A 24,738-nucleotide genomic window follows, 5' to 3' on the forward strand; every position below is an offset into this window, starting at 1 on the left:
GCGGATCTCAGATCCGCGTTTTCATCGCGTGGGGCGTGGCGGCGGCGGCCAGCGGCGCGCTGCCTTCCATGGCGACCGGGTGGGGCGTCACCGGGTCGCCGGGGCGGACCCGCTGCAGGCCGTTCACCACGATGCGTTCGCCCGGCTTGAGGCCGTCCTCGACGATGCGCAGGCCGTCGTGCAGGTTGCCGAGGCGCACTTCCCGGTAGGCGGTCTTGTTGGCGGCGTCCACGACCAGCACGAAGCGCTTGTCCTGGTCGGTGCCGATGGCGCGGTCGTCGATCAGCACGGCCTCCCGCGGGGTGCCGGCACCGAGGCGGATGCGTGCGTAGAGGCCCGGTACCAGGCGGCCGTCTGCGTTGTCGAAGATGGCCCGCACGCGGATCGTGCCGGAGGTGGTGTCGAGGCGGTTGTCCACCGAGTGGATGCGCCCCTCGAAGGGGTGGCCGTCCTGGTCGGCGAGGCCGAGGTGCACCGGCAGGGCAGGGCCCTTGGCGTCGCGGGCCGGGCTCACCGACTTCAGGAAGGTCTGCTCATCCACGTCGAAGGCAGCGTAGATGCGGCTGGACGACACCAGCGTGGTGAGCGCCGGGCCGCCGTTGGCGCTGACCAGGTTGCCGACGGTGACTTCGGCGCGGGACATGCGGCCGTCGATGGGCGCCTTGATGGACGTGTATTCCAGGTTCAGGCGGGCGATGCGCAGCGCCGCGCGGGCGGCCTGCACGCCGGCGCCGGCATCGCGGGCGGCGTTCTGCTTCTCTTCCAGGTCGCGGCGCGATACCGCGTTGTCGGCGATCAGGCGCTCGGCGCGGGCCAGGTCGGAGCCGGTGTAGCCGACCCGCGATTCGGCGGCGGCGAGCTGGGCCTCGGCACGCTCCACCTCGGCGGCGAAGGGGCGCGGGTCTATGGTGAACAGCACGTCGCCCTTGCGTACGAGGCTGCCATCACGGAAATGCACCTGGGTCAGGATGCCCGACACCTGCGGACGGATCTCGACCCGGTCCACCGCTTCCAGGCGGCCGGAGAAGTCCTGCCAGTCGATGATGGCCTTGTCGACCACTTGGGCGGTGTCCACCTGGGCGGCCTGCGGCGCGGCGGCCGGTGTGGGCACCTCGTCGTGGGCCGCATAGACGGCGGCTCCGCCACCGGCCAGGGTGAGGCCGGCGAGGGCTGCGGCGATGACGAGACGCCGGCGGGGAAGGGAACGGGAGGTAACGGTCGCGGTCATGATGTCCTCTCTGTTTTCTGATTTGGGGCTGGATTCCGGAAAAGGCTGGCGCCGCCTGGTCGCCCGGCTATGATCGAGAACATTGGCGTACTGCCTTGTCATTTGATCAGTTATCCGGGATGGACGGGCGGGGAGATGACTGAATTCTGGTTGTTGTGAAGTCATGGATAAATATCCAAAAGTTGACTTCACTATTCGAAGTTGGCTAATAATTGATCCATGCCTTCCTTCCGCGGAGGCCATCGTACGGAGCCGGAAAAATGGATCGATTTCAGGCCATGAAGGTCTTCATGGGAGTCGTGGAAGCCAACAGCTTTACGCGCGCGGCGGACAACCTTGGCCTGCCGCGGGCCACTGTTACCAACACCATCCAGGGGCTGGAAAACCACCTCAAGACGCGGCTGCTCAACCGAACCACCCGCAGCGTCAGCCTGACCGCCGACGGGGCGGCCTACTACGAGCGTTGCGGACGCATCCTGGCCGAGCTGGAGGAGACCGAAGCGGCGTTTCAGGATGCCGCGCGGCGGCCCCAGGGGCGGCTGCGGGTGGACGTGGCCGGCCCCATCGGGCGGCAGATCCTGATTCCCCATCTGGGGGAGTTCCACGAGCGCTACCCCGACGTGGAACTGGTGATCGGCATGGGCGACCGCCCGGTGGACCTGGTGCAGGAGGCTGTGGATTGCGTGATCCGCGGCGGCGAGCTGACGGATTCCACGCTGGTGGCGCGGCGCATCGGCAGTCTGAGCTTCGTCACCTGCGGGTCGCCGGCCTACCTGGGGCGCCACGGCGAGCCGCTGACGCTCGAGGAACTGCAGCGGCACCGGGCCGTGCATTACTTTTCGAGCGTCAGCGGGCGCAATTTCGACTGGGACTTTCTGGTGGACGGGGTCAGCGTGCCGATCCGCATGGAAGGGCGCATGGCGGTAAACGACGCCGATGCTTACATCACCTGCGGGATCAAGAGCTTCGGGCTGATCCAGCCGGCCCGCTTCATGGCCTTGCCGCACCTGGAGAGTGGCGCGCTGAAGGAGATCCTGCCCCAGTGGAAGCCGTCGCCGGTGCCGATGTCGGTGCTCTACCCGCAGAACCGCCACCTGTCGCCCAAGGTGCGCGCCTTCGCCGACTGGGCGGCGGAGCTGTTCGCCCGCTGCCCGCTGCTGAGCGGCTGTAACAGTGCCGGGGTTGAAGTCGGTGTCTGTCATTACCCGGATCGCAAGCCGAGCTACACGGTGCGCGACATGCTGGTGGACGACAACGCGGTGTTGGCCGGCTGAAGCCTGGCGCGGCTTGCGGCGAAGCGGCCTGGCGGAGAACAATGGCGGGCTCGCCGATCGCCCCTTGCGTCGGCCGCCTCGACTAGGAGAAACGATGACGCTGTCCCCGCGCTGCGCCGTCCTCGGCCTGCTGTTCGGCCTGGCTACCATGGCCCATGCCAGCCCCGCCCCTGATCCCGACCTGGCCCGCAACCTGGCCGCCACTTGCACCGGCTGCCACGGCACCGACGGCCACGCCCGGCCCGACGCGACGATGCCCGTGCTGGCCGGCGTGCCGGCGCCCGAGTTGATGCAGAAGCTGCGGGAGTTCCGTAGCGGCACACGGCCGGCGACGATCATGCCGCAGATCGCCAAGGGCTACAGCGAAGCCCAGCTCGAACTGATCGCGGCGTATTTCGCCGCCCGCAAGTAGGAGGCCGGGCATGCTGAAGCGACGCGATTTCCTGAAGACTGCTGGCCTGGCCGGTGGCAGCTTATTGATGCCGGGGCTGTCCGGTCGTGCGCTGGCGGCCAAGCCCCGCGCCCATGTGGTGGTGGTCGGTGGCGGCTACGGCGGCGCGACGGCCGCCAAGTATCTGCGCATGTGGAGCGGCGGGGCGGTGGACGTGACCCTGGTGGAGCGCGATCCGCAGTTCATCTCCTGCCCGATCTCCAACCTGGTGATTGGGGGCGTGAAGACTCTCGCCGACATTACGCTGGGCTACGAGGGCCTGCGCGATACCTGGGGCGTGAAGGTGGTGAAGGACGAAGTGACCGCCATCGACCCGGCGGCGCGCACGCTGCGCCTGGCCGCCGGCGGCACGCTGTCGTGGGACCGCCTGGTGCTGTCGCCGGGCGTCGATTTCCAGTTCGACCAGGTGCCGGGGCTGGACAGCGAAGCCGCCCGCGGGCGCATCCTGCACGCCTGGAAGGCTGGCGCCCAGACCGTCGCGCTGCGCGCGCAGCTGGAAGCCATGCCCGACGGCGGCGTGTATGCGCTGACCATCCCGCTGGCGCCGTACCGCTGCCCGCCGGGGCCCTACGAGCGGGCCTGCGTGGTGGCCGACTACTTCCGCCGCGCCAAGCCGAAGTCCAAGGTGCTGGTGCTCGACGCCAACGCCGAGATCATCTCCAAGAAGGCGCTGTTCATGCAGGCCTTCGCCCGCTACAAGGGCATCCTCGAATACCGCCCCAACAGCGCGCTGCGCGAGGTGGACGCGGCCAGCCGCACGGCCGTGCTGGACTTCGAGAACGTGCAGGCCGATGTGCTCAACGTGGTGCCGCCGCAGCGCGCCGGCGCCATCGCGGCCCAGGCGGGCCTCAAGCTGATCAACGGCCGCTGGGTGGACATCGACTGGCTGACTTTCGAGTCGGTGAACACGCCCGGCGTGCATGTGCTCGGCGACGCGATCTTCCCGGCGCCGACAATGCCCAAGTCCGGCCACATGGCCAATCAGCATGCCAAGGTGGCGGCGGCGGCGATCCTTCGCCTGCTCGCCGGCGAGGCGCCCAACCCCGCGCCGGTGGTGATGAACACCTGCTACAGCTTCGTCGATGCCAGCCACGTGATCCACGTCAGCTCGGTGCACCAGTACGACGCGGCCCAGCGCACCGTGCTGCCGGTGGCCGGCGCCGGTGGCGTGTCTGCCGAGGCCAGCGAACAGGAAGGCCGCTACGCGCTGGCCTGGGCGCACAACATCTGGGCCGACATGCTGGCCTGAGATGAGAGGGGTTCCGGGTGTGCGACAGTTGCTGTCGTACGCCCGTGTTCCAATCGGCACCATGAACGGCAACCTGTGGGGGCGAATTCATTCGCCCTCGGACTTCGATCAACCGACTGCGGGCGACTGAATTCGCCCCTACAGCCGAGTAATTCGCCCCAACCGCCGAATTCATTTTCCGGAGACTTCCTTGAGCGCCAATCCGCTGCCCACCGGCCTGATGCTGGTCCATGGCAATCACCCCGAAGCCCTGCGTGATCTGCTGGTCACGTGGAGCCGCCGCTATCCGCTGGCGCCGCTGGAAACCGAGACCCTGCTGGTGCATAGCAACGGCATCGCCCAGTGGCTGCGCCTGGCGCTGGCCGAGGATGCGGACGGGGCGTTCGGCGGCGGTTGCGGCATTGCCGCGGCGCTGGACATGTCGCTGCCGTCGCGCTTTCTGTGGCAGGCCTACCGGGCCGTGCTGGGCTTCGATGCGGTGCCGGAGAGCTCGCCCTTTGACAAGCCGCTGCTGGTGTGGCGCCTGATGCGCCTGTTGCCGGGGGTGATGGCGGCGCCGGACTATGCGCCGCTGCGCCGCTTTCTGGCTTCCGACAACGATCTGCGCAAGCGCTTCCAGCTCGCCGAGCGGCTGGCCGACCTGTTCGACCAGTACCAGGTGTACCGCGCCGACTGGCTGGCCGCCTGGGCGGACGGCGAGGACGTGCTGATCCGCGCCAACGGCGACCGTCCGCCGCTGCCCGACGAGCAGCGCTGGCAGGCCAGCCTGTGGCGCGCGCTACTCGACGACGTGGCGGCCAGCGGCGACGGCGGCGCGCTGGCCGGACAGGGGCGGGCGGCGGTGCACGAGGCCTTCCTGCGCCGGGTCGAGGCCTGGCCGGAGGCGGCCGGCCGGCCGGCCGGGCTGCCGCGCCGGGTGATGATCTTCGGCATCTCGGCGATGCCGCGCCAGTCGCTTGAAGTGCTGGCCGCCCTGGCCCGGTGGACCCAGGTGCTGATGTGCGTGCATAACCCCTGCGAGCACTTCTGGGCCGACATCGTCGCCGACAAGGACCTGCTGCGCGCCACCCGCAACCGCCAGCAGCGGCGTAACGGCATGCCCGCCGAGTTGTCCGCCGAGAACCTGCACCTGCATGCCCACCCGCTGCTCGCGGCGTGGGGCAAGCAGGGGCGCGACTTCATCGGTCTGCTTGACGAGCACGACAGCGACGCCGCCCGTGCCGGCTACCTGCAGCACTTCGTGGACATCCGCCAGCGCATCGATCTGTTCGCCCCCCACGGCCAGGAGCGCCTGCTCAACCAGTTGCAGGACGACATCCGCGATCTGCGCCCGCTGGCCGAGACGCAGGCCCGCTGGCCGGCGGTGGCGCCGGATGACGACTCGATCCGTTTCCACGTCGCTCACAGCCCGCAGCGGGAGGTGGAGATCCTCCACGACCAGCTGCTCGCCGCCTTCAATGCCGACCCCACGCTGCGCCCGCGCGATGTGATCGTGATGGTGCCGGACATCGACGCCTACGCGCCGCACATCCAGGCGGTGTTCGGGCTGGTGGATGGCAAGGATCCCCGTTTCATCCCCTTCAGCATTGCCGACCAAGGGCGGCGCCACCATGATCCGCTGGTCAACGCCATCGACAAGCTGCTGGGCTTGCCCACCTCGCGGGTGGCGGTCAGCGACGTGCTGGACCTGCTGGAGGTGCCGGCTCTGCGTCGCCGCTTCGGGATTGCCGAGGACGAGCTGCCGCTCCTGCACCGCTGGATCCACGGCGCCCGCGTGCGCTGGGGCCTGCACGCCGAGCACCGGCAGAGCCTCGACCTGCCCGTGGCGCTGGAGGACAACAGCTGGCTGTTCGGCGTGCGCCGCATGCTGCTCGGCTACGCGGTGGGCAGCACCGGCGGTGCGTGGCAGGACATCGAGCCCTACGACGAGATCGGTGGCCTCGATGCGGCGCTGCTTGGCCCGCTGGTGAAGCTCCTTGATCGCCTCGAGGCGAGCTGGCGCGTGCTTGCCACGGAGGCTACGGTGTCCGACTGGTGCCTGCGCCTGCGCCAGCTGCTGGCCGACTTCTTCGATGCGCAGGAGAGTGGCGACACCTACACCCTGCAGCAGCTCGAGGCGGCGCTGGAGGCCTGGCAGCAGGCTTGCGGGCAGGCCGGCCTGACGGACCCGCTGCCGTTGGCTGTGGTCGGCGAGCACTGGCTGGCCCAGCTTGACGAGGGCAGCCTGTCCCAGCGTTTCTTCGTCGGCGCGGTGACCTTCGCGACCCTGATGCCGATGCGCGCGATCCCCTTCCGCCAGGTCTGCCTGCTCGGCCTGAACGATGGCGACTACCCGCGCACCCGGGTACCGATGGACTTCGACCTGATGGGGCGCGACTACCGCCCCGGCGACCGCTCCCGCCGCGAGGACGACCGCTACCTGTTCCTCGAGGCCCTGCTGTCGGCGCGGGAGCGCCTGCTCATCTCGTGGGTCGGGCGCAGCATCAACGACAATACCGTGCGCCCGCCGTCGGTGCTGGTCGGCCAGCTGCGCGACCATCTGGCGGCAGGCTGGAAGCTGGCCGGGGCGGAGCAGGATGGCAAGGACGCGCTGCTCGCGGCGCTGACCGTCGAGCACCGCCTGCAGCCCTTCAACCCGGACTACTTCCCGGCCGACCCGCAGCGCGGGCCGCTGTTCACCTATGCCCACGAATGGCGCATCGCCGACGACCGCCCGGCAGCGGGCGGCGTGCTGCCGCCGCTGCAGCGCGACGAGCCCTTGCGCCTGGCCGACCTGGGGGGCTTCCTGCGTGATCCGGTGAAGCAGTTCTTCCGCCAGCGCCTGCATGTAGATTTCGACATGGACGACCCGGCCAGTGACGACCAGGAGCCGTTCGAGCTGGACGGCCTGCAACGCTGGGGCCTTTGGGACGAGCTGATCGGCCTGCAGGCCGCCGCGGTGCATGCGGGCGAGGACCGGGAGCTGGCGCTGGAGGCGGGCCTCGAGCGGCTGCGCCGGCGCGGCGAGTTGCCCGCCGCGGCCTTCGCCGAGTTGCTGGCCGCTGACCTGGCCAAGCCGATGGAGAGCATGTTCCAGCGTTACGAGGAGGGCCGGGCCCGCTGGCCGCTCGAAGCGCGCGAGGACGAGGAGCTGCGTTACGTGAGCCAGGCCACCGGCCTGCGCGTGGAGGACTGGTTGCGTGGCATCCGGACCGCCGGCGCCGGCAAGCGCGGCCGGGTGGTGCTGGAAAGCAGCGACGTCGTGAAGAAGGGGCATTACCAGCACCACCACCTGGTCCGCCACTGGGTCGCCCACCTGGCGGCCCATCTGTCCGGCGGGCCGCTGACCACGCTGGTGGTCAGCAAGGCCGGCAACGCGGAACTGGGGCCGCTCGACCCGAAGGAGGCGGCACGCCAGCTGGAGGCGCTGCTGGCGGCCTGGGTCGACGGCCAGCGTCGTCCGCTGCCGCTGGCGGTGAAGACCGCCTTCGCGTGGCTGAAGTACGCGCCCGACGATGATGACAAGGCGCATGAGGCCGCGACGACGGCCTACGAAGGGGACGGTTACCAGAGCGACGGCGAGCTGGGTTCCAGTGCCTACCTGCAGCGGGCCTGGCCCAGCTTCGCGGCGCTGGCGGCGGACGGCGACTTCGCCAGGCTGGCTACCAGCCTGCTGCGCCCCCTGTACCTCGCCACCTTTGTCGACAAGAAGAAAACCGCTGACGGAGCCAAGGCATGAGTCCGAATCCGATTTCCTCCCCGCCGGTGGACCTCGTCCCGCTGGCTTTTCCGCTGCGTGGCAGCCGCCTCATCGAGGCCAGCGCCGGCACCGGCAAGACCTTCACGATCGCGCTGCTGTACGTGCGCCTGGTGCTGGGGCACGGCGACGATGCTGCTTTCGGCCGTGAGCTGACCCCGCCCGAGATCCTCGTCGTCACCTTTACCGACGCGGCCACCAAGGAACTGCGCGACCGCATCCGTGCCCGCCTGACCGAGGCCGCCGGCTATTTCCTCGCCGATCCGGCCGGACTGCCCGCCATCGCCCCCGGCAAAGACCCGCTCCACGACCTGCGTGCCGCCTACCCGCCGGAAGCCTGGCCGGGTTGCGCACGCAAGCTGCAGCTGGCCGCCGAGTGGATGGACGAGGCGGCGGTGTCCACCATCCACGGCTGGTGCAACCGCATGCTGCGCGAGCACGCCTTCGACAGCGACAGCCTGTTCACCCAGACCCTCGAAACCAACCAGGACGAGCTGCTGGCCGAGGTGGTGCGCGACTACTGGCGCAGCTTCATGTATCCGCTGGATATCGATGCGGCGGCCGTGGTGCATGGCTGGTGGGCTTCGCCCGAAGCACTGCAGGGCGAAGTGAAGAAGCTGCTGCTGCATGCCGACCTGCTGGACGAGGCGCTTGCGCCGGCCACGGCGGTGGCGGCCGCCGAGGCGGAAAAACAGCGTCAGCTCGGTCCGCTGAAAGCGCCGTGGGGGAAATGGGTCGATGAGCTGCGCGATCTGTTCGACGCGGCCCGCGACGCCAAGCAGGTGGACGGCCGCAAGCTGCGCAAGGACTACTGCGACGGCTGGCTGGCTGCGCTGGCTGCGTGGCGGGACGATCCGGCCATGGTCTGGCCGGCGCTCAGTGATTCGGCGTGGAAGCGCCTGAGCCCTGACGGTCTGGCGGAAGCCTGGAAAGGAAATCCGGTGCCGGCGCACCCGGCGCTGGCCGCCATCTTCGCGCTGCCGGACCAGCTGGTGACGCTGCCCGATGCCCGTGACGACGTGTTGCGCCACGCCGCCGACTGGGTTGCCCAGCGTTTCGCCGCCGAGCAGGCCCGCCACGCCAAGATGGGCTTCAACGACCTGCTGACCCGCCTCGATGCGGCGCTGAGCGGCGCCAACGGCGACCGCCTGGCTCAGGTGATCCGCGCGCAGTTTCCGGTGGCGCTGATCGACGAGTTCCAGGATACCGACGCGGTGCAGTACCGCATCTTCGATGCCGTCTATCGGGTCGCAGACAATGACGAGAGCACTGGGCTGATCCTCATCGGCGACCCCAAGCAGGCCATCTACGCCTTCCGTGGCGCCGACATCTACACCTATCTGGCGGCCCGCGCGGCCACTGCCGGCCGGCACTACACGCTGCGGCGCAACTTCCGCTCGACCCACGCGATGGTGGCCGCCGCCAACCGCTGCTTCGCGCTGGCCGAGGAGCGGGACAGCGGGGCTGGTGCCTTCCTGTTCCGCAGCGCGGCGGGCAACCCGGTGCCTTTCCTGCCCGCCGAGGCCAATGGCCGTGAGGACGTGCTGCAGGCGGAAGGGGCCGAGCTGCCGGCACTGACCCTGTGGCGGCTGCCGCCCAGGGAGGAGGACAAGCCGCTCTCGAAGGGGCATTACGTCGCCGACATGGCCGCGGTGTGCGCCAGCGAGATGGTGCGCCTGCTCAACCTCGGCCAGCAGGGCCAGGCCGGCTTCTTCGGCAAGGGCGAGGCACGCCCGCTGCGCCCGGCCCACATGGCGGTGCTGGTCAGCAACGGCGGCGAAGCCACGGCGATCCGTGAGGCGCTGGCGGCCCGCGGCGTGCGCAGCGTGTACCTGTCCGAGAAGGAGTCGGTGTTCCAGCGCCCGGAGGCAGTGGAGCTGCAGCACTGGCTGTCGGCCTGCGCCGAGCCGGACGACGGCCGCCTGCTGCGCGCCGCGCTGGCCACCCCGACGCTGGGCCTCGACTGGGCCGAGCTGGACGGCCTCAACCGCGACGAGACCGCCTGGGATAAGCGTATCGACCAGTTCCGCGCCTACCGGGAGTGCTGGCGCAGCCAGGGCGTGCTGCCGATGCTGCGCCGCCTGCTCAACGACTTCCGCGTGCCGGCCCGCCTGCTGGCCGGTGGCGGTGTCGGGGAGCGCCGCCTCACCGACCTGCTGCACCTCGCCGAACTGCTGCAGCAGGCCAGCCTGCTGCTCGACGGCGAACACGCGCTGATCCGCCACCTGGCCGAGCAGCGCCGTGAGGACAGCGTCGGTGGCGATACCCGCCAGGTGCGCCTCGAGAGCGATGCCGACTTGGTGCAGGTGGTGACCATCCACAAGTCCAAGGGGCTGGAGTATCCGCTGGTCTTCCTGCCCTTTGCATGTACCTTCCGCCCCGTCAAGGCGGACGACCTGCCCCTCAAGTGGCATGACGACGACGGCCACCTGCAGCTGGCCCTGAACGGCGACGACCCGGCGCAGCTGGCCCTGGCCGACCGGGAACGACTCGGCGAGGACCTGCGCAAGCTCTACGTGGCGCTGACCCGTGCCCGCTACGCCACCTGGGTCGGCACCGGGCCGCTGGACGGGCTGGGCCAGAGCGCCCTCGGCTACCTGCTCGGCGGCAGCCTGGATGGCGGGTTGGCCGAGCTGGCCGCCGGCGACGGGATCAAGCTGAAGGAAGAGCCGGAAGCCGACGACGGGGCCTACCAGGCCCGCGAGCTTGCCCTCCTCGAGGGGGCCGCCCGGCAGCCGCTGCGCGCCGTGCGCGAGCAGTGGTGGATCGCCAGCTACTCGGCGCTGCAGACCGCCGGCGAGCGGCAGGGGCCGGACACGCCGAAGGAGGACGTGCACCGGGAAACCTTGAAAACCCGCAGCGAGGCGCCGTCTCAGCCGGCCGCAAAAGGTGGCGGGATGCACGATTTTCCGCGTGGCGCGGCGGTCGGCACCTTCCTGCACGAGTTGTTCGAATGGGCTGCCAAGCAGGGCTTCGCCCGCGTTTCGGCGGCGCCGGGGCTGCTGCGCGACGTCGTCGCCCGGCGCTGCGCGGCGCGGGGCTGGCAGCGCTGGATCGAGCCGCTGAGCGAGTGGATGCTGGGTTTCCTGCACCTGCCGCTGACCGACGGTGACAGGCCGCCGTTGACCCTGGCCGGCCTGCAGGTCTACGCCGCCGAGATGGAATTCCTGGTCGCCGTGCACCACGTCGATCTGGCGGAGCTGGATGCCCTGGTGTGCCGCCACACCCTCGGCGGCGCGCCGCGGCCGGCTCTCGACAGGAGTCAGCTCAATGGCATGCTGAAGGGCTTCATCGACCTGCTGGCCGAGCACGACGGGCGTTACTACGTGGTGGACTACAAGTCCAACCGCCTTGGTGACAACGACGCCGCCTACACGCCGGAGGCCATGCGCGAGGCGGTGCTGGCCGAGCGCTACGAGCTGCAGTACGTGCTCTACCTGCTGGCCCTGCACCGCCTGCTCAAGCTGCGCCTGCCGGACTATGACTACGACCGCCACGTGGGCGGCGCCCTCTACCTGTTCCTGCGTGGCAGCCACTCCGCCAGCCGGGGCATCCACGCTGAGCGCCCGCCGCGGGTGCTGATCGAAACCCTCGACGCGCTGTTTGCCGGCGCCCGCCGCCAGGAGGCCGCATGAGTTTCCATTCCTACGACGACCCGGCCGCGATGAAGGCCCTGCTGGACCGCTGGGCCGAGCAGGGCTGGTTGCGGGTGCTGGACGCAGCCTTCGCCGACTTCCTGCAGCGCGAGGCGCCGGATGCGCCGCCGCTGCTGATCCTCGCCGCCGCGCTGGCCAGCCACCAGCTTGGCCGTGGACACGCCTGCCTGGATCTTGGCGACACGCTGCGTGATCCCGGCTTTGCGCTGTCCCTGCCACCTGAGGGGGCGGCCGACGCCGAAGGCGCGGAGCTGCCGCCGGTGCCGGCTGAAGTGCTCGATGGCCTGACGCTGGAGCACTGGCAGGCGGCGCTGGCGTATTCCGCGCTGATCAGTGACGAGGCGGGCAATACGCCGCTGGTGCGCGTCGGCCGGCGGGTCTACCTGCGTCGCTACTGGCAGTACGAACGGGACGTGCAGGACGGTATCCGGCGGCGCCTGGGCGACCTGGCAGAACGCCAGGATGCGCTGCCGCTGGATGCCCTGCGGGCGGCGCTGGATGCGCTGTTCCCGCCGTCGCCGGGCGTGGCCGGGCCGGACTGGCAGAAGCTGGCTTGCGCATTGGCAGCGCGCAGCGCCTTCGCGATCGTCACCGGCGGCCCCGGCACCGGCAAGACGACCACGGTGGTGCGCTTGCTCGCGGTGCTGCAGGCGCTGGCGCTGGCCGAGCGGCCGGAGCGCCCGCTGCGCATCCGCCTGGCGGCACCGACCGGCAAGGCTGCGGCGCGCCTCAACGAATCCATCGCCGGCGCGGTGGCCAAGCTCAAGCTGGACGGACTGCCGGCCGGCGAGCAGGTGCGGGCGGCGATCCCGGTGGCAGTGACGACCTTGCACCGCCTGCTCGGCAGCCGGCCGGACACCCGCCATTTCCGCCACCACGCCGGCAATCCGCTGCCCCTCGACGTGCTGGTGGTGGACGAGGCGTCGATGGTGGACCTGGAGATGATGGCCGCGCTGCTCGCCGCGTTGCCGCCGTCGGCGCGGCTGGTGCTGCTCGGCGACAAGGACCAGCTCGCGTCGGTGGAGGCCGGCGCGGTGCTCGGCGAGCTGTGCCGGCGTGCCCGTGAGGGGCATTACACGCCGGACAGCCGCGCCTGGCTGGAGGCGGCCACCGGCGAGAAGGTGGCGGACGAGCTGATCGACGCCGCCGGCACGCCGCTGGACCAGGCCGTCGCGATGCTGCGCCACAGCCACCGCTTCAGCGGCGACAGCGGCATCGGCCAGCTGGCGGCGGCGGTGAACGACGGCGCGGTGAAGCGCGTCGGCGAGGTGTTTGCCCACGGCTATGCCGATCTGGCGCGGATCGGGCTCGGCGACGACGGCGAGGCTGCGCTGCGCCGGCTGGTGGTGGATGGCGACAACGGCGCGCCGCCCGCGGCGGATGGCGAGCAGCCCCGTGGCTACCGGCATTTCCTGCGCCAGGTGGTGGAACGGCGTCCCGCTGCCGGTGCGTCACAGGCGGCGCTGGATGCCTGGGCGCTTCAGGTGCTTGTCGCCCACGGCCAGTTCCAGCTGCTGTGCGCGCTGCGTCGCGGTCGGTGGGGCGTGGAGGGGCTCAACCAGCGCATCGCCGGCTGGCTGCACGAGGCCGGGCTGATCCCGGCCCGGGAGGGCTGGTATGGCGGCCGGCCGGTGCTGGTGACGCGCAATGACTACGGCCTCGGCCTGATGAACGGCGACATCGGCATCACGCTGGAACTGCCGCTGGCAGGCGGTGGCACCCAGCTGCGGGTGGCCTTCCCGAGCGGCGACGGCAGCCAGGGCGTCAAGTGGGTGCTGCCGAGCCGCCTGCAGGCCGTCGAGACGGTGTATGCGCTGACGGTTCACAAGTCCCAGGGCTCGGAGTTCACCCACGCGGCGTTGGTGCTGCCCGACGGGCTCAACCCGATCCTGACCCGCGAGCTGGTCTATACCGGCATCACCCGCGCCAAGCGCTGGTTCACCCTGGCCGACGCGTCAGGCTCCCAGGTGCTGGAACAGGCGGTGGCGCGGCGGGTGCTGCGGGTGTCGGGGCTGCTGGACGGGATGGCGTGACCGGCCGGCACGCCGTCGGGGGCGTGTCGGCTTCGAGGTGGGATGAGGTTGTGGGGGACGGGTTTGTAGTAGGGATGGTCTTGTGGGGCTTGGATCTACCCCCGTAGGGTCGAATTCATTCGACCTTGGGGGACGGGATATCGACGAACCGCAGGTCGAATGAATTCGCCCCCACGGAAGGCATCGGCTGTCAGCTTGGCGGCAGGTGGTGCTGGAGGGCGGTGATCAGTTGGCTCAGGTGATCGCCCAGTTCGACCAGGCTGGCATCGAGCCCGGGGGCGTGGTCGCGGATGTCGTGCTCGACACGTTCGGCGAGGCTGCGCAGCCGCCCGGCGCCGGCCTGGGAGGCAACGCCTTTCAGCGAGTGGGCGCGGCGCTGGGCGCCGTTGCGGTCGCCGGCGGCCAGCGCGTTGGCGATGCGTTGCGGGCTGCTGGCGTGATCGGCGGCGAACTGGGCCAGCACCCGCAGGTAGAGTTCGCTGTTGCCGCCCAGTTGGTAGAGCGCGGCGTCGGGATCGAGGCCGTCGATGTCGTGCAGGCCGATGTCGGTGGCGGGGCTCTCGGTGGCCTCGTTGCCGTTCTCCCCGCTGTCCGCCTCCGCCGCCGGCAACAGCCACTGGAGCAGCTTGGCGAACAGCAGCCGGGAATTGATCGGCTTGGTGATGTGGTCGCGCATGCCGGCGTCCAGGCAGCACTGGCGGTCGCTGGCCATCGCGTTGGCGGTCATTGCGACGATGGGCGGGGCCTGTTCGCCGAGGCGGGCCAGGATCTCCCGGGTGGCGCTGGGGCCATCCAGCACCGGCATCTGCATGTCCATCAGGATCAGGTCGTAGCGGCCGCGCAGGGCGGCCTCCACCGCCTCGGCGCCGTTGGCCGCCACGCTGACCCGTAGCCCGGCGAGCTGAAGCAGTTCCCGCGAGACCTCCTGGTTGATCGGCTCGTCCTCGACGAGCAGCACGTGCATGCCGCGGCAGTGCTGGCGCAGGCGCTGCTCGGCCGCTTCGCTGGCATGCCGCGCGCGCGGCAGTGCGCTTTCCTGGCCCTTGCCGATGCGCAGCACGAACCAGAAGGTGCTGCCGCGGCCTTCCTCGCTGTCCACACCGACCTGGCCGCCCATCAGTTCCACCAGCCGCTTGCTGATCGCCAGCCCGAGGCCGCTGCCGCCGTACTTGCGGGTCATCGAAGCGTCGGCCTGCTCGAAGGCGTTGAACAGGCGGTCCCGGTCGGCGGCGGCGATGCCGATGCCCGTGTCCTGGACTTCGAAGCGCAGGGCGACGTCCCGTTCACCCTCTTCGGCGAGATGGACGCGCACGGTGATGCCGCCGTGCTCGGTGAACTTGATCGCGTTGCCGGCGAAGTTGATGAGGATCTGGCTGAGGCGCAGCGGGTCGCCGTGCAGGGCCAGGCGGGCGATCTCGGGGGCGAGGATGACGCGCAGCAGGAGGCCTTTCTCGGCGGCCCGGTGGGCGACCAGGCTGCTGAAGTTCTCGAGTACTTCACCGAGGCGGAAGTGGGTCTGCTCGAGGACCAGCCGGTCGGCCTCGATCCTGGAGATGTCCAGCACATCGTTGATGACGCCCAGCAGGTGCTGGGAGGCGCGGTCGATCTTGACCAGCTGGTCGCGCAGGCGCGGTTCGTGGGCGCCGCGCAGGGCCAGCTCTGAGAGGCCGATGATCGCGTTGAGCGGTGTGCGCAGTTCGTGGCTCATGTTGGCGAGGAAGCTGCTCTTGGCCCGGTTGGCGGCCTCGGCGGCCTCCTTGGCGACCGACAGGGCGGCGGTGCGCTCCTCGACCATCGCCTCCAGGTGCTGGCGGTACTTGGCGAGTTCCGCGTCGGTGCGTTTGCGGGCGGTGATGTCGCGGGCGATCTTGGAGGCGCCGCAAACCTGCCCGTTCTCGTCGAGGATTGGCGAGACGGTGGCGGACACGTCGATCAGGTGGCCGTCCTTGTGGCAGCGCACGGTCTCGAAGTGGTCCACTCGTTCGCCGGCGGCGATGCGTGCCAGGATCGTGCTTTCCTCCCCGTGTCGCTCGGGTGGGATGATGATCCGGATCGACTGGCCGAGCGCTTCCGCCGCGCCATAGCCGAAGATCCGTTCGGCGCCGGTGTTCCAGCTGGTGATGGTGCCGTCCAGCGCCTTGCCGATGATCGCGTCGTCGGAGGAGTCGATGATCGCCCGGTAGGCTTGCTGGTTCAACGCGGGTTCGGCAGCCCGGGCTTCCAGTGCGCGGGTCAGGCGGGATAGTTCCGCCAGGGTTTGCTGATCGAGCAGGGGCGCCAGGCCGTCGGCCGGTGGGCCGAGGGTCTCGTTGAGGCGGTCCAGCAGGGTTCGCAGCCGGGGAAGGTCCAGGCCTGTCGGGTCGTCGGAGGGCGTGTCGTCGCGCATGCCCCGACGATACCGCAATGTCCGCGGGGGATATAGCGCGGGGCCTCAGCGGCCAGCGTCGCCCTTGTCGTGGTCGCCGGTCAGGTGCTCGGCGGGCAGTGGGATGGGCGCGTACAGGTGTACCGCGTTGCGGCCGGCCAGCTTGGCCCGGTACATGGCGATGTCAGCCGATTTGAGGATCTCGTTCTGGTTGTTGTCCTGGCCGTGGAACAGGGCCACGCCGATGCTCGACGAGCAGCGGTGCTCGATCAGGGCCGAGCCGCTGTCGTCCGGCCGGGTGAGCAGGTAGGGGCGGGCCAGGGCCTCGCGGATCTTTTCGGCGATGGCCAGGGCTTCCAGCCGCGATACATCCTGGTCCGCATCGAGGCCGCCGAGAACGACCACGAACTCGTCGCCACCCAGCCGCGCCACCGTGTCCACCGCCCGCACGCTGCGGCTCAGGCGGCGTGCCACCTCGATCAGCAGCAGGTCGCCGACGGCATGCCCATACTCGTCGTTGAGGGGCTTGAAATTGTCCAGGTCGAGGAGGATCAGCGCGCCGTATTCGTTGTTGCGCTTGCTGGTGGCCTGGGCGAGGGTCAGGCGATCGTGCAGCAGGCGCCGGTTGGCGAGCTGGGTCAGGCTGTCGTAGTAGGCGAACTTGCGGACCTGTTCCTCGATGCGCTTGCGCTCGGAGATGTCGCTATGGACGACGACCGCACCACGGCGGCCGCCGCTGAGGGGGGTGACCGTCATCGTGAACCAGTGTTCCTGATGGGGTGCGTGGCAAGGGTATTCCAGGCTGAAGGTCGGCAGGTGGCCGTCGAGTACGCCGCGGATGCCGGTGTGCGCGGCGCTGGCCGAGATGTCTGCGGCGCCGTCGGTGCTGCTGCCGCAGACATCCAGGTAGCTGGTGCCGACGCCCGTGTTCGGCTCGCACTGGCCCGGCTGGTTGCTGTTCAGCGTGGCGAACCGCCGCCAGGCTTCATTGACCATCACGATGACGCCGGCGTGGTCGAGCACGGCGATCTCGTTGGGCACGGAGTCGAGCACGTCCTGCATGAACACGCGGCTCTCGCGCAGCGCATCCTCGGCCTCCTGGCGCTCGGTGATGTCGATGAAGAAGTTGAGGCTGGCCGGTTCCTCGTTCCAGTGGATGCCGGCGCGTCCCACGTCGAACCAGCGAACGCCCCGGTGGCGGGTCTGGATGCGGATGGTGTGGCGTTCGTCCGATGCACTGCTGCGGGTGTCGTCCGCGTCGAGCTGGAACAGCGGCGCGGCGCCGTCGTTGGTGACGATGAAGTCGCCGAAGGGGCGGGCCTGCAGTTCCTTTTCGCTATAGCCGAGCTGGCGGGAGAGCGCCGGGTTGCAGAAGCGGATGAAGCCGTGCTGGGCGACGCAGATGCCTTCGGCGCTGGATTCGATGAGCAGGCGGTAGCGCTCCTCGCTCTCCCGCAGGCGCGCCTCGGCCTGGCTCTTCTCGATGGCGATGCTGGCCAGGCGGGCCATCTGTTCGATCAGCGCGATGTCGGCGCCAGTCGGCGAATGGGGCGTGCGGTGGTAGATCGCCAGCGTGCCGAGGATGCGGTGGGTCGAGGAGCGGATCGGCTGGGACCAGCAGGCCCCCAGTTCGGCCCGCGCCGCCAGATCCAGGTAGGGCGCCCAGTAGGGGTGGTTGGTGATGTCGTCGACGATGACCCGTTCGCCGGTGAAGGCGGAGGTGCCGCAGGAGCCGACCCCGATGCCGATCTCGAGGCCGTCGCAGGAGGCGTTGAAGAAGTCCGGCAGGCTGGGGGCGATGCCCTTGTGGAAGCGCCGGCCTTCGTTGTCGAGCAACTGCACGCTGCAGCGCACCCCCGGGTGCAGGCGTTCGACGCCGGTGACCATGACGGTCAGGACCTGCTGCAGTGCCGCGCCGCCAGCCAGCATCTCGAGGATCTGGCTGCGCAGGCGTTCGTGGTCCTCGATGTCCTTGCGCTGGCTGATGTCGGCGATGACGCCGATCACCCCGGCATCGGCGGCCTTGTCGAACGGGCGGCAGGTGAGGTGCCCCCAGAACACGCTGCCGTCGGCACGCTGGTACTGGCGGTCGAAATCCACCACCGGGATCTCGTTGGCGAGCATGGCCTGGACCCGCTGGCGGGCGGGCTCCTTTTCGGTGGCCAGCACCAGGTCGGCGTAGTCGCTGCCGACCAGGTCGTCCATGGGTTTCTGGAACATCTCGGCCATGCGCCGGTTGGCCAGCGCGATGCGTCCGTCCCGGTTCACCAGGAAGATCGCCACGAAGGAGGTGTCGAGGATCTGCTGCAGCAGGGCCTGCCGTTCGGCCAGGTTGCTGTTGGCCACGGCCAGGGCCTGGGTCCGTTCGGCCACGCAGGATTCGAGCAGTCTCTCGGTCTGGCTGGCGGTTTCCAGGGCGCGGGTCTTTTCGGCGAGGAGGTTCCAGTAGGTATGGCGGATCTCGTGGAGCAGGGCGCCGCCGGCCAGTAGTGCGAACAGGATGAACAGCCCGTTGCGCAGCAGCAGTTGCAGCGGCGAGGCTGGCAGCAGGCCGAGCAGCGGCAGCACGCCGCTCAGCAGGCCGGCCAGGTAGAGCAGCAGGGCCAGTGCCAGTACGCCGTCCGAGCGGTGGCGGGACGCCTGCGTGCGGAGCAGTTGCAGGGCCAGCGCCACGATGCCGGCTGCCAGGTTGAGGAGCAGCGCGAAGCGGATCAGCGTGCCATAGCGGTCGATCAGCAGGCTCAGCGGAATCAGCGCGCAGTAGGCGGTGGCCAGCAGGTAGAGGCGATCGAGCCAGCGCGGGGCGTTGATGCGGATCACGAACTCGCGCAGGGTCCATAGCATGCTGGCAATGGCCAGCGGCGCCAGCATGCCGATGCTGGTGTCACCCCAGTGGGGATGTTCGCGCCACAGGGTGCTGGCAAGGAAGCCCTGGGAGTTGGCCACGTGCAGTCCGTTGAGCAGAAGTGCGGTGCTCAGGGCCAGGTAGGGCCGGCTGCGCTTGATGGCCACCATCGCCAGCATGAACAACAGGGCGATCAGCAGCGCGCCAAAGTACAGGCCCCAGTAGATGCCGCTCGTCTCCGCGTCCTCGATGAAGGCTTCCGGCGTGCGCAGGCTGGCCAGCAGGTACAGGGAGCTGCTGGTCTGTACGCGCAGGAATACCGGGGGCTGGGTACCTGGGCTGGCGGCCAGCCGAAAGGCGAACAGGCGGTGGGCGAGCTCCCGCTCCCGGTAGGACAGGCGGTCGCCGGCCTGGCGCATCCGCCAGTTGCCGGCGTCCTTCTCGTAGAGCTGGATGGAGTCGAGTACCGCCGGTTGCACCTCAAGCCACCAGGCCTCCTCGCCGGGTGGGCGTTCGAAGCGCAGCCAGACGGTGCTGCGCGTGTAGCTGAGGGAGAGCCCACCCTTAACGGGCTTGAAGGCGCCAGGCGGCAGGCTGGCGATGTCCTCGATGGTCTTGCCACCGTCCGCATCGACGAAGACCCCGTAGGGCAAATCCGTGCCGAGCTGGAAGCGCGTGCGCCCTCCGTCCGCCGCGCTGGGCGGGCAGTGGAGCAGCAGGCACAGGACAAGCAGACCCAGGATGCAGGCGCAAAAACGGTCCGCTGGCGACATCCGCGACGGGGGCGACAGGAGGAGGGCAGGCATGGCCTGAGTATCGGATCTTTGCCGCCGATTGACCCGCTTTAGTCCCTGCCGGGTGTGAGGATATTGGCGCTTTTCCCCAGATTGGCCATCGGCGGGACGGGCATCTGCTGGTGCCCGTCGAGGGGCTGGAAGGGCTGTGCCGGGACGCCTCCGACGGGGTTCTTGTACGACATGGGTTGACGCATCAGGCTGGTCAAATACGCCCATCGACCCTTCCAAGGAGAACACGATGAGCGCCAAACGCAACAATGCCCTGTCGTCCCGCGAACTGCTCGCCAAGCTCGGCATCGACGAGAGCGCCGGTGAGGAAAGCCTGCTCTTCGACGACGAGCCCCTCGACTCCCCCCTCGACGATCTGGCCGCTGCGCTGCGCGAGCGTTTTCAGGGCCTCAAGCGTCGCCAGGCCTTCCAGCCGGGCGACGTGGTGCTGTGGAAGCCGGGCCTGAAGAACCGCCGCTGGCCCGCTTACGGCAAGCCGGCGATCGTCGTCGAGGTGATCGACCCGCCGATTTTCGACTCGGAGAAGGACTCCGGCAGCGCCTATTTCCGTGAGCCGCTGGACGTGGCAGTCGGGGTTTTCATCGAGGACGGGCCGCACCGGGGGGATTTCGTGGTGTGGCATTTCGACAGCCGCCGCCTGCAAACCTGGACGTCCGAGGAGGTCTGATCATGCTCACCATCAAGAAGGCCCCCCGCAAGCCCCGTCCGTCCAGGCGCGTCCCGTGGCGCACCGACTTCCGCGAGATTCCTGCGGAGCAGCGGCGAGCCGGCCGTTACGCGCTGCAACTCGTGGCCAGCCGGCCCGCGCTGTTGTCGCGCCTGCAGGATGCGGATTTCCTCAGTGCCCTGTGGGTGCTGTGCTTGCCGTTGATCGAACCGGCGGTGCTGGGCCAGTTGCAGGCCGAGTGGCGCAGCAAACGCAGCGTCCGTGCCGACGAGGATGGCGATGATGACTGGGAAGACGATCTGCCGGACTTCCTGAGTACGCCGAGCCGCCGCGAGCTGCGCGGGCAGCCGGGCCGCCATATCCGGGCCTATCTGGCCGAGCTGCTTGCCGAGGTGCCCGATGCGCTGCTGGAGCGCCTCGCGGAGCAGGATGGCACCGCCCCGACCCATCCGGGCGTGGCGGTGATCGCCGCCAGCACGGCCCTCGATCCGGTGGAGACGGCGCTGCTGGATTTCGTCGAGAAGCGGGTGCAGACCCCGGCCTTCAGCGACTTCCTGAGGGAAAGCCAGAGTTGCGGGTCGCGGGACAACTTTGCCTGCGTGGCGGCGGCTCTCGGGCTGGAGCCGGCGGCGATCAAGAACGCCCTCGGGCGTGCCGGCACGCTGCGCAAGCTGCAACTGCTGCGCGTCAATGCCCGCGATCGCACCGATCTGGAGGATTTCCTGGCGCCGGCGGAACTGCTCGGCGAGATCCTGGTGCTCGCCCCGGAGTCCGAGGCGGCGCTGTTCGAGCTGATCGTCGAGCCGGCGCCGGCATCCCGGTGGACGCCGGCGGATTTCCCGCACCTGGAAAAGGAGGCCGCCCGCCTGTGCAGTGTGCTGGGCCGTGCCGCCGCAGATGGCGCGGTCGGCGTCAATGGGTTGTTGTACGGCGCGCCGGGGACCGGAAAGACGGAGTTTGCGCAGGCCATCGCGACGGCGGCCGGCCTGAAGGCCTTCCGGGTCAAGACCGCCGACGAGGAGGGCGCAGGCTTGTCGCGCGAGGGGCGTCTCGGTGCCTACCTGCTGCTGCAGCGCGTACTGCGCGGGCGGCGCGACTGCCTGGTGATCTTCGACGAGGTCGAGGATGCTTTTGGTGGCGGCATCAACGCGCTGCTGGCCCTCTTCGGCGGCCGCTCCGGCGCATCCGACAGCGACAAGGGCTGGATGAACCGCATCCTGGAAGATAACCCGCTGCCGGCACTGTGGATCACCAACGACGCGGAGAGCATGGATCCGGCCTTCCTGCGCCGTTTCCTGCTGCCGGTGGCCTTCACCACGCCGCCGAAGAGCGTGCGCCGCCGCATGGCGGAGAGCCATCTGGGCGATACCGGTTTGCCGTCCTTGCTGCTCGATGAACTGGCCGCCGATGAGGCCTTGCTGCCGGCCCAGCTTGGTGCCGCGCGGCGCCTCCTCGACCTGCAGCCGGACGTCGATCCGGTCGAGGCGGTGCGCAGCGGCGTTGCGGCCAGCCGGCGCCTCCTGCAGGGCAGCCCGGTGGCGCAGCGGCGGCAGAGCGCGACGGCCTTCGACGCGGCCTATCTCAACCTGGCCGGTGGCATCGCGCCGGGGCGCATTGTCCAGGCCCTCGAGCGCAACGGCCATGGCCGCCTGTGCTTCTACGGCCCGCCGGGCACCGGCAAGACCGAGTTCGCCCATGTGCTGGCCGATGCGCTCGGGCGCGAACTGATTGTGCGCAGCAGCTCCGACCTGGTGTCGAAATACGTCGGCGAGACGGAACGGAATCTGGCTGCGCTCTTCCGCGACATCGACGCGGAGCGCAGCGTGCTGTTCCTCGACGAGGTGGACAGTTTCCTGCGGGATCGCCGCCAGGCCCGCCAAAGCTGGGAAACCACCCAGGTGAATGAGCTCCTGCAGCAGATCGAGCGTTTCCCCGGCATCTTCATCGCGGCCACCAACCTGATGGACGGGCTCGATGCGGCGGCGCTGCGCCGCTTCGATTTCAAGCTGCACTTCCGGCCGCTGACCGCCGCCCAGCGGCTCAGCCTGTTTGCCCGCGAGGTCTTCGGCGACGCGGCGCAGACGGATGCCATTCCGCACCTCCTGGCCCGCAAGCTGCAAAGCCTGGAACTGCTCACGCCCGGCGACTTCGCCAATGTGGTGCGGCAGCGCAATCTGCTGGGAGAGGAATTGAGTGCGGAAGACTTCCTGCGCCGGTTGGCTGGCGAGTGCCGGTGGAAGGAGCGCAGCGGGGCCGTGGCGGCCTGAGCGGTAAACGAAATCAGGCGCCCGGAGGCGCCTGATTTACTGAATCTGGTGGGCGGTACTGGGATCGAACCAGTGGCTTCCACCGTGTGAAGGTGGCACTCTACCGCTGAGTTAACCGCCCGGTGAGTTGAGGAGCGCATTATAGGAAGGGCCGTGAGGGTCGTCAAGCACTTTCTGTTTTTTTCTTGAAAAAAGCTGCGCGAGCGGTTGTGTGCCTGCTTCGGGCACAATGGGGCCGCAGCATTACAACAACAGATGGAGACGACGATGCCCCGACTTTCAGCCGCCGTCCGGCGGCCGCTGCTGGCCCTTTGCCTGTGTACCGCGGCCAGTTCGCAACTCGTACACGCGGAACTGCTCGACGATGACGAGCTGGCCGAGGTGGTGCGCAAGCCGGCCATCGGCCTCTACAAGGGCTACGCGGAGTTCAAGATGGCCCACTATGCCGAGGCGCGCCAGATATGGACTGTGCTGGCCGACAAGGGCATGGGTGAGGCCTGGTTCAACCTCGGCATCCTCGCCGAGGACGGGCTGGGTGAGGCCAAGAATGGTGCCGAAGCCCGCCGCCGCTATGAGAAGGCGGCGCTGGCCGGCAGCCGCAATGCGGCGCTGCGGCTCGGAGTGGCCCTGCAGACCAGCCGCCTCGGTGCGCCTGATCTGGCAGGTGCGCGGCATTGGCTGCAGGTGGCGGCCGACTTAGGCGACGACGAAGCTGCCGCGCAGCTCGCGGTGCTTGACGGCCCGGCAGCCCGCCCGGTGAGCGCGGCGGACAGGCGGCTGGCCCAGGCCCGTCGGCTGGAGGCTGACGGCAGCCTGCCCGACGCGGTGAGCGCCTATCGGGCGATTGCCGATGCGGGTGATGCCCGCGGGCTGACCCGGCTGGCCTGGCTCTTCGAGGCCGGCCGCGGCGTGCCGCGCAATCTCGACGAGGCCGCGCGACTGTTCCGCCAGGCGGCGGAGGCCGGCGAGCCGGAAGCTCAGTACGCGCTGTCGGTGATGCTCGACACCGGCGCCGGCCAGGCCCGCAACCCGGACGAGGCCCTGCGCTGGTTGAAGGCGTCGGCTGCCGGCCGCTATCCGCCGGCCGTCGAGGCGCTCAAGGTGCGCTGAGGCCTTGTTTGAGGGGGCTGGCCCACGCCGTAGGGGCGAATTCATTCGCCCTTAGTGCATGCAGAACCGACTGAGGGCGAATGAATTCGCCCCTACTGGCACCGGCGCTGCTAAGTCTAGGTGCCGTTGCGGCGCCGGCTGTCCACGGCGATCAGCACGCCGGCGGTGCCGATGACCAGCATGCCGGCCAGCGCGACTGCGTCGGGAAGGTGGGCGAAGACCAGCCAGCCGAACAGCATGGACCACAGCAGCTGGCCGTAAAGCATCGGCGACAGCAGCGACGCAGGGGCTTCGCGGAAGGCGCGGGTAAGCAGGAAGTGGCCGCTGCCGGCGAGCAGGCCCATCAGCGCCATCAGGGTGTAATCGGTGCCGGATGGCGCGGGGCCGTGATCCAGCCACGGGATGACGAGGCTCATTGCGCCGCTGCCGATCAGCGCGGTGTAGAAAAGCAGCGTCACCGGGCTCTCGGTGGCCGCCATGCGGCGGGTCAGCAGTTGATAAAGCGCATACGCACCGGCCGACACCAGCGCGTAGATCACGCCGTCGGCCACCAGTCCGCTGCCCGGCCGGGCCACCATCAGCACACCGCCGAAGCCGAGCAGCACCGCCAGCCAGCGCAGTGCACCGATGCGCTCGCCAAGGTGCGGGCGGGCCAGCAGCACGACGATCACCGGCGAGGCGAAGATGATCGCCGTGGTTTCGGCCAGTGGCATGCGCTGGAAGGCGGCCACGCCGCCGAGGCTGGTGATCAGCAGCAGTACCGAGCGCAGCAGATGCTGGACCGGATGACGGGTGGCGAACAGGCGGCTGCGCAGTCGCGGGCCGAGGAAGATCACCATCAGCAGCAGGTGTACGGTGTAGCGCGCCCAAACCAGCAGCGGCACCGGGAAGCGCTGGCTGAGGTGCTTGGTGGACACGTCGAGCGTCGAGAACAGCACGACGGCCAGCAGGGCCAGGCCGATGCCCAGCAGGGGGCGTTGGGGAGGGTGAGTCACGGATTCGGGTGGATTGGCGGAAACGGATGGAACGGCATTGGTGTACGCCAGCGCAC

13 protein-coding genes and 1 tRNA gene are annotated in these 24,738 nt (G+C 69.5%); 9 read left to right on the forward strand and 5 right to left on the reverse strand.

What is annotated here, in order from left to right:
* Nucleotides 1-7: 7 nt before the first annotated feature.
* Nucleotides 8-1,228, reverse strand: a complete 1,221-nt coding sequence (locus ACE3RX_RS04625; RefSeq protein ID WP_374480803.1) for an efflux RND transporter periplasmic adaptor subunit — start codon at nt 1,226-1,228, stop codon at nt 8-10.
* A 260-nt stretch (nt 1,229-1,488) separates the two neighbouring features.
* On the opposite strand from ACE3RX_RS04625, the gene ACE3RX_RS04630 reads away from it, so the two are divergent.
* The 6 genes from ACE3RX_RS04630 (at nt 1,489) to recD (ending at nt 13,627) form a co-directional block, all read left to right on the forward strand.
* Entirely contained in the window at nt 1,489-2,502 is a 1,014-nt protein-coding gene (locus ACE3RX_RS04630; RefSeq protein WP_374480805.1) for a LysR family transcriptional regulator, read from the forward strand.
* Nucleotides 2,503-2,596: 94 nt separating this feature from the next.
* Nucleotides 2,597-2,914 carry a cytochrome c gene (locus ACE3RX_RS04635; RefSeq protein ID WP_374480807.1) on the forward strand — a complete coding sequence of 106 codons (318 nt, stop codon included), beginning with the start codon at nt 2,597-2,599 and terminating at the stop codon, nt 2,912-2,914.
* Nucleotides 2,915-2,924: 10 nt separating this feature from the next.
* On the forward strand, nt 2,925-4,202 hold the full coding sequence (locus ACE3RX_RS04640; protein WP_374480809.1) for an NAD(P)/FAD-dependent oxidoreductase: 1,278 nt from the start codon (nt 2,925-2,927) through the stop codon (nt 4,200-4,202).
* A 190-nt stretch (nt 4,203-4,392) separates the two neighbouring features.
* Nucleotides 4,393-7,920: an exodeoxyribonuclease V subunit gamma gene (gene recC, locus ACE3RX_RS04645; RefSeq protein WP_374480811.1), complete on the forward strand. Its 3,528-nt coding sequence runs from the start codon at nt 4,393-4,395 to the stop codon at nt 7,918-7,920.
* Nucleotides 7,917-11,573 carry an exodeoxyribonuclease V subunit beta gene (recB, locus tag ACE3RX_RS04650; RefSeq protein ID WP_374480813.1) on the forward strand — a complete coding sequence of 1,219 codons (3,657 nt, stop codon included), beginning with the start codon at nt 7,917-7,919 and terminating at the stop codon, nt 11,571-11,573. The genes recC and recB overlap by 4 nt, the downstream gene beginning before the upstream one ends.
* Complete coding sequence (gene recD, locus ACE3RX_RS04655; RefSeq protein WP_374480815.1) at nt 11,570-13,627, forward strand: exodeoxyribonuclease V subunit alpha; 2,058 nt, start codon at nt 11,570-11,572, stop codon at nt 13,625-13,627. Before recB ends, recD begins: the two co-directional genes overlap by 4 nt.
* Before the next feature lie 190 nt (nt 13,628-13,817).
* Here recD and ACE3RX_RS04660 read toward each other — a convergent pair whose 3' ends face one another.
* Nucleotides 13,818-16,013, reverse strand: coding sequence for an ATP-binding protein (locus tag ACE3RX_RS04660; RefSeq protein ID WP_374480817.1), 2,196 nt, complete (start codon nt 16,011-16,013; stop codon nt 13,818-13,820).
* A 45-nt stretch (nt 16,014-16,058) separates the two neighbouring features.
* Entirely contained in the window at nt 16,059-19,643 is a 3,585-nt protein-coding gene (locus ACE3RX_RS04665; protein WP_374480819.1) for a PAS domain S-box protein, read from the reverse strand.
* A 229-nt stretch (nt 19,644-19,872) separates the two neighbouring features.
* Between ACE3RX_RS04665 and ACE3RX_RS04670 the strand changes: the two genes are divergently transcribed.
* Complete coding sequence (locus tag ACE3RX_RS04670) at nt 19,873-20,310, forward strand: hypothetical protein (RefSeq protein ID WP_374480821.1); 438 nt, start codon at nt 19,873-19,875, stop codon at nt 20,308-20,310.
* Nucleotides 20,311-20,312: 2 nt separating this feature from the next.
* Nucleotides 20,313-22,577: an AAA family ATPase gene (locus ACE3RX_RS04675; RefSeq protein ID WP_374480823.1), complete on the forward strand. Its 2,265-nt coding sequence runs from the start codon at nt 20,313-20,315 to the stop codon at nt 22,575-22,577.
* Between the two features lie 46 nt (nt 22,578-22,623).
* Here ACE3RX_RS04675 and ACE3RX_RS04680 read toward each other — a convergent pair.
* Nucleotides 22,624-22,698, reverse strand: a tRNA-Val gene (locus ACE3RX_RS04680).
* Nucleotides 22,699-22,844: 146 nt separating this feature from the next.
* Here ACE3RX_RS04680 and ACE3RX_RS04685 point away from each other — a divergent pair.
* On the forward strand, nt 22,845-23,687 hold the full coding sequence (locus ACE3RX_RS04685; protein ID WP_374480825.1) for a tetratricopeptide repeat protein: 843 nt from the start codon (nt 22,845-22,847) through the stop codon (nt 23,685-23,687).
* 116 nt (nt 23,688-23,803) lie between these two features.
* On the opposite strand, the gene ACE3RX_RS04690 is transcribed toward ACE3RX_RS04685, so the two are convergent.
* Entirely contained in the window at nt 23,804-24,682 is an 879-nt protein-coding gene (locus ACE3RX_RS04690) for a DMT family transporter (protein ID WP_374480827.1), read from the reverse strand.
* Nucleotides 24,683-24,738: the final 56 nt, after the last annotated feature.

The organism is Zoogloea sp. (assembly GCF_041914405.1).
In the GTDB taxonomy this organism is placed as follows: Bacteria; Pseudomonadota; Gammaproteobacteria; order Burkholderiales; family Rhodocyclaceae; genus Zoogloea.

Bases quoted from the DNA above. Each gene is read 5' to 3' on its own strand.
- ACE3RX_RS04625 (WP_374480803.1), bottom strand. From the start codon at position 1,228: ATGACCGCGACCGTTACCTCCCGTTCCCTTCCCCGCCGGCGTCTCGTC.
- ACE3RX_RS04630 (WP_374480805.1), top strand. From the start codon at position 1,489: ATGGATCGATTTCAGGCCATGAAGGTCTTCATGGGAGTCGTGGAAGCC.
- ACE3RX_RS04635 (WP_374480807.1), top strand. From the start codon at position 2,597: ATGACGCTGTCCCCGCGCTGCGCCGTCCTCGGCCTGCTGTTCGGCCTG.
- ACE3RX_RS04640 (WP_374480809.1), top strand. From the start codon at position 2,925: ATGCTGAAGCGACGCGATTTCCTGAAGACTGCTGGCCTGGCCGGTGGC.
- recB (WP_374480813.1), top strand. From the start codon at position 7,917: ATGAGTCCGAATCCGATTTCCTCCCCGCCGGTGGACCTCGTCCCGCTG.
- recD (WP_374480815.1), top strand. From the start codon at position 11,570: ATGAGTTTCCATTCCTACGACGACCCGGCCGCGATGAAGGCCCTGCTG.
- ACE3RX_RS04660 (WP_374480817.1), bottom strand. From the start codon at position 16,013: ATGCGCGACGACACGCCCTCCGACGACCCGACAGGCCTGGACCTTCCC.
- ACE3RX_RS04665 (WP_374480819.1), bottom strand. From the start codon at position 19,643: ATGCCTGCCCTCCTCCTGTCGCCCCCGTCGCGGATGTCGCCAGCGGAC.
- ACE3RX_RS04670 (WP_374480821.1), top strand. From the start codon at position 19,873: ATGAGCGCCAAACGCAACAATGCCCTGTCGTCCCGCGAACTGCTCGCC.
- ACE3RX_RS04675 (WP_374480823.1), top strand. From the start codon at position 20,313: ATGCTCACCATCAAGAAGGCCCCCCGCAAGCCCCGTCCGTCCAGGCGC.
- ACE3RX_RS04685 (WP_374480825.1), top strand. From the start codon at position 22,845: ATGCCCCGACTTTCAGCCGCCGTCCGGCGGCCGCTGCTGGCCCTTTGC.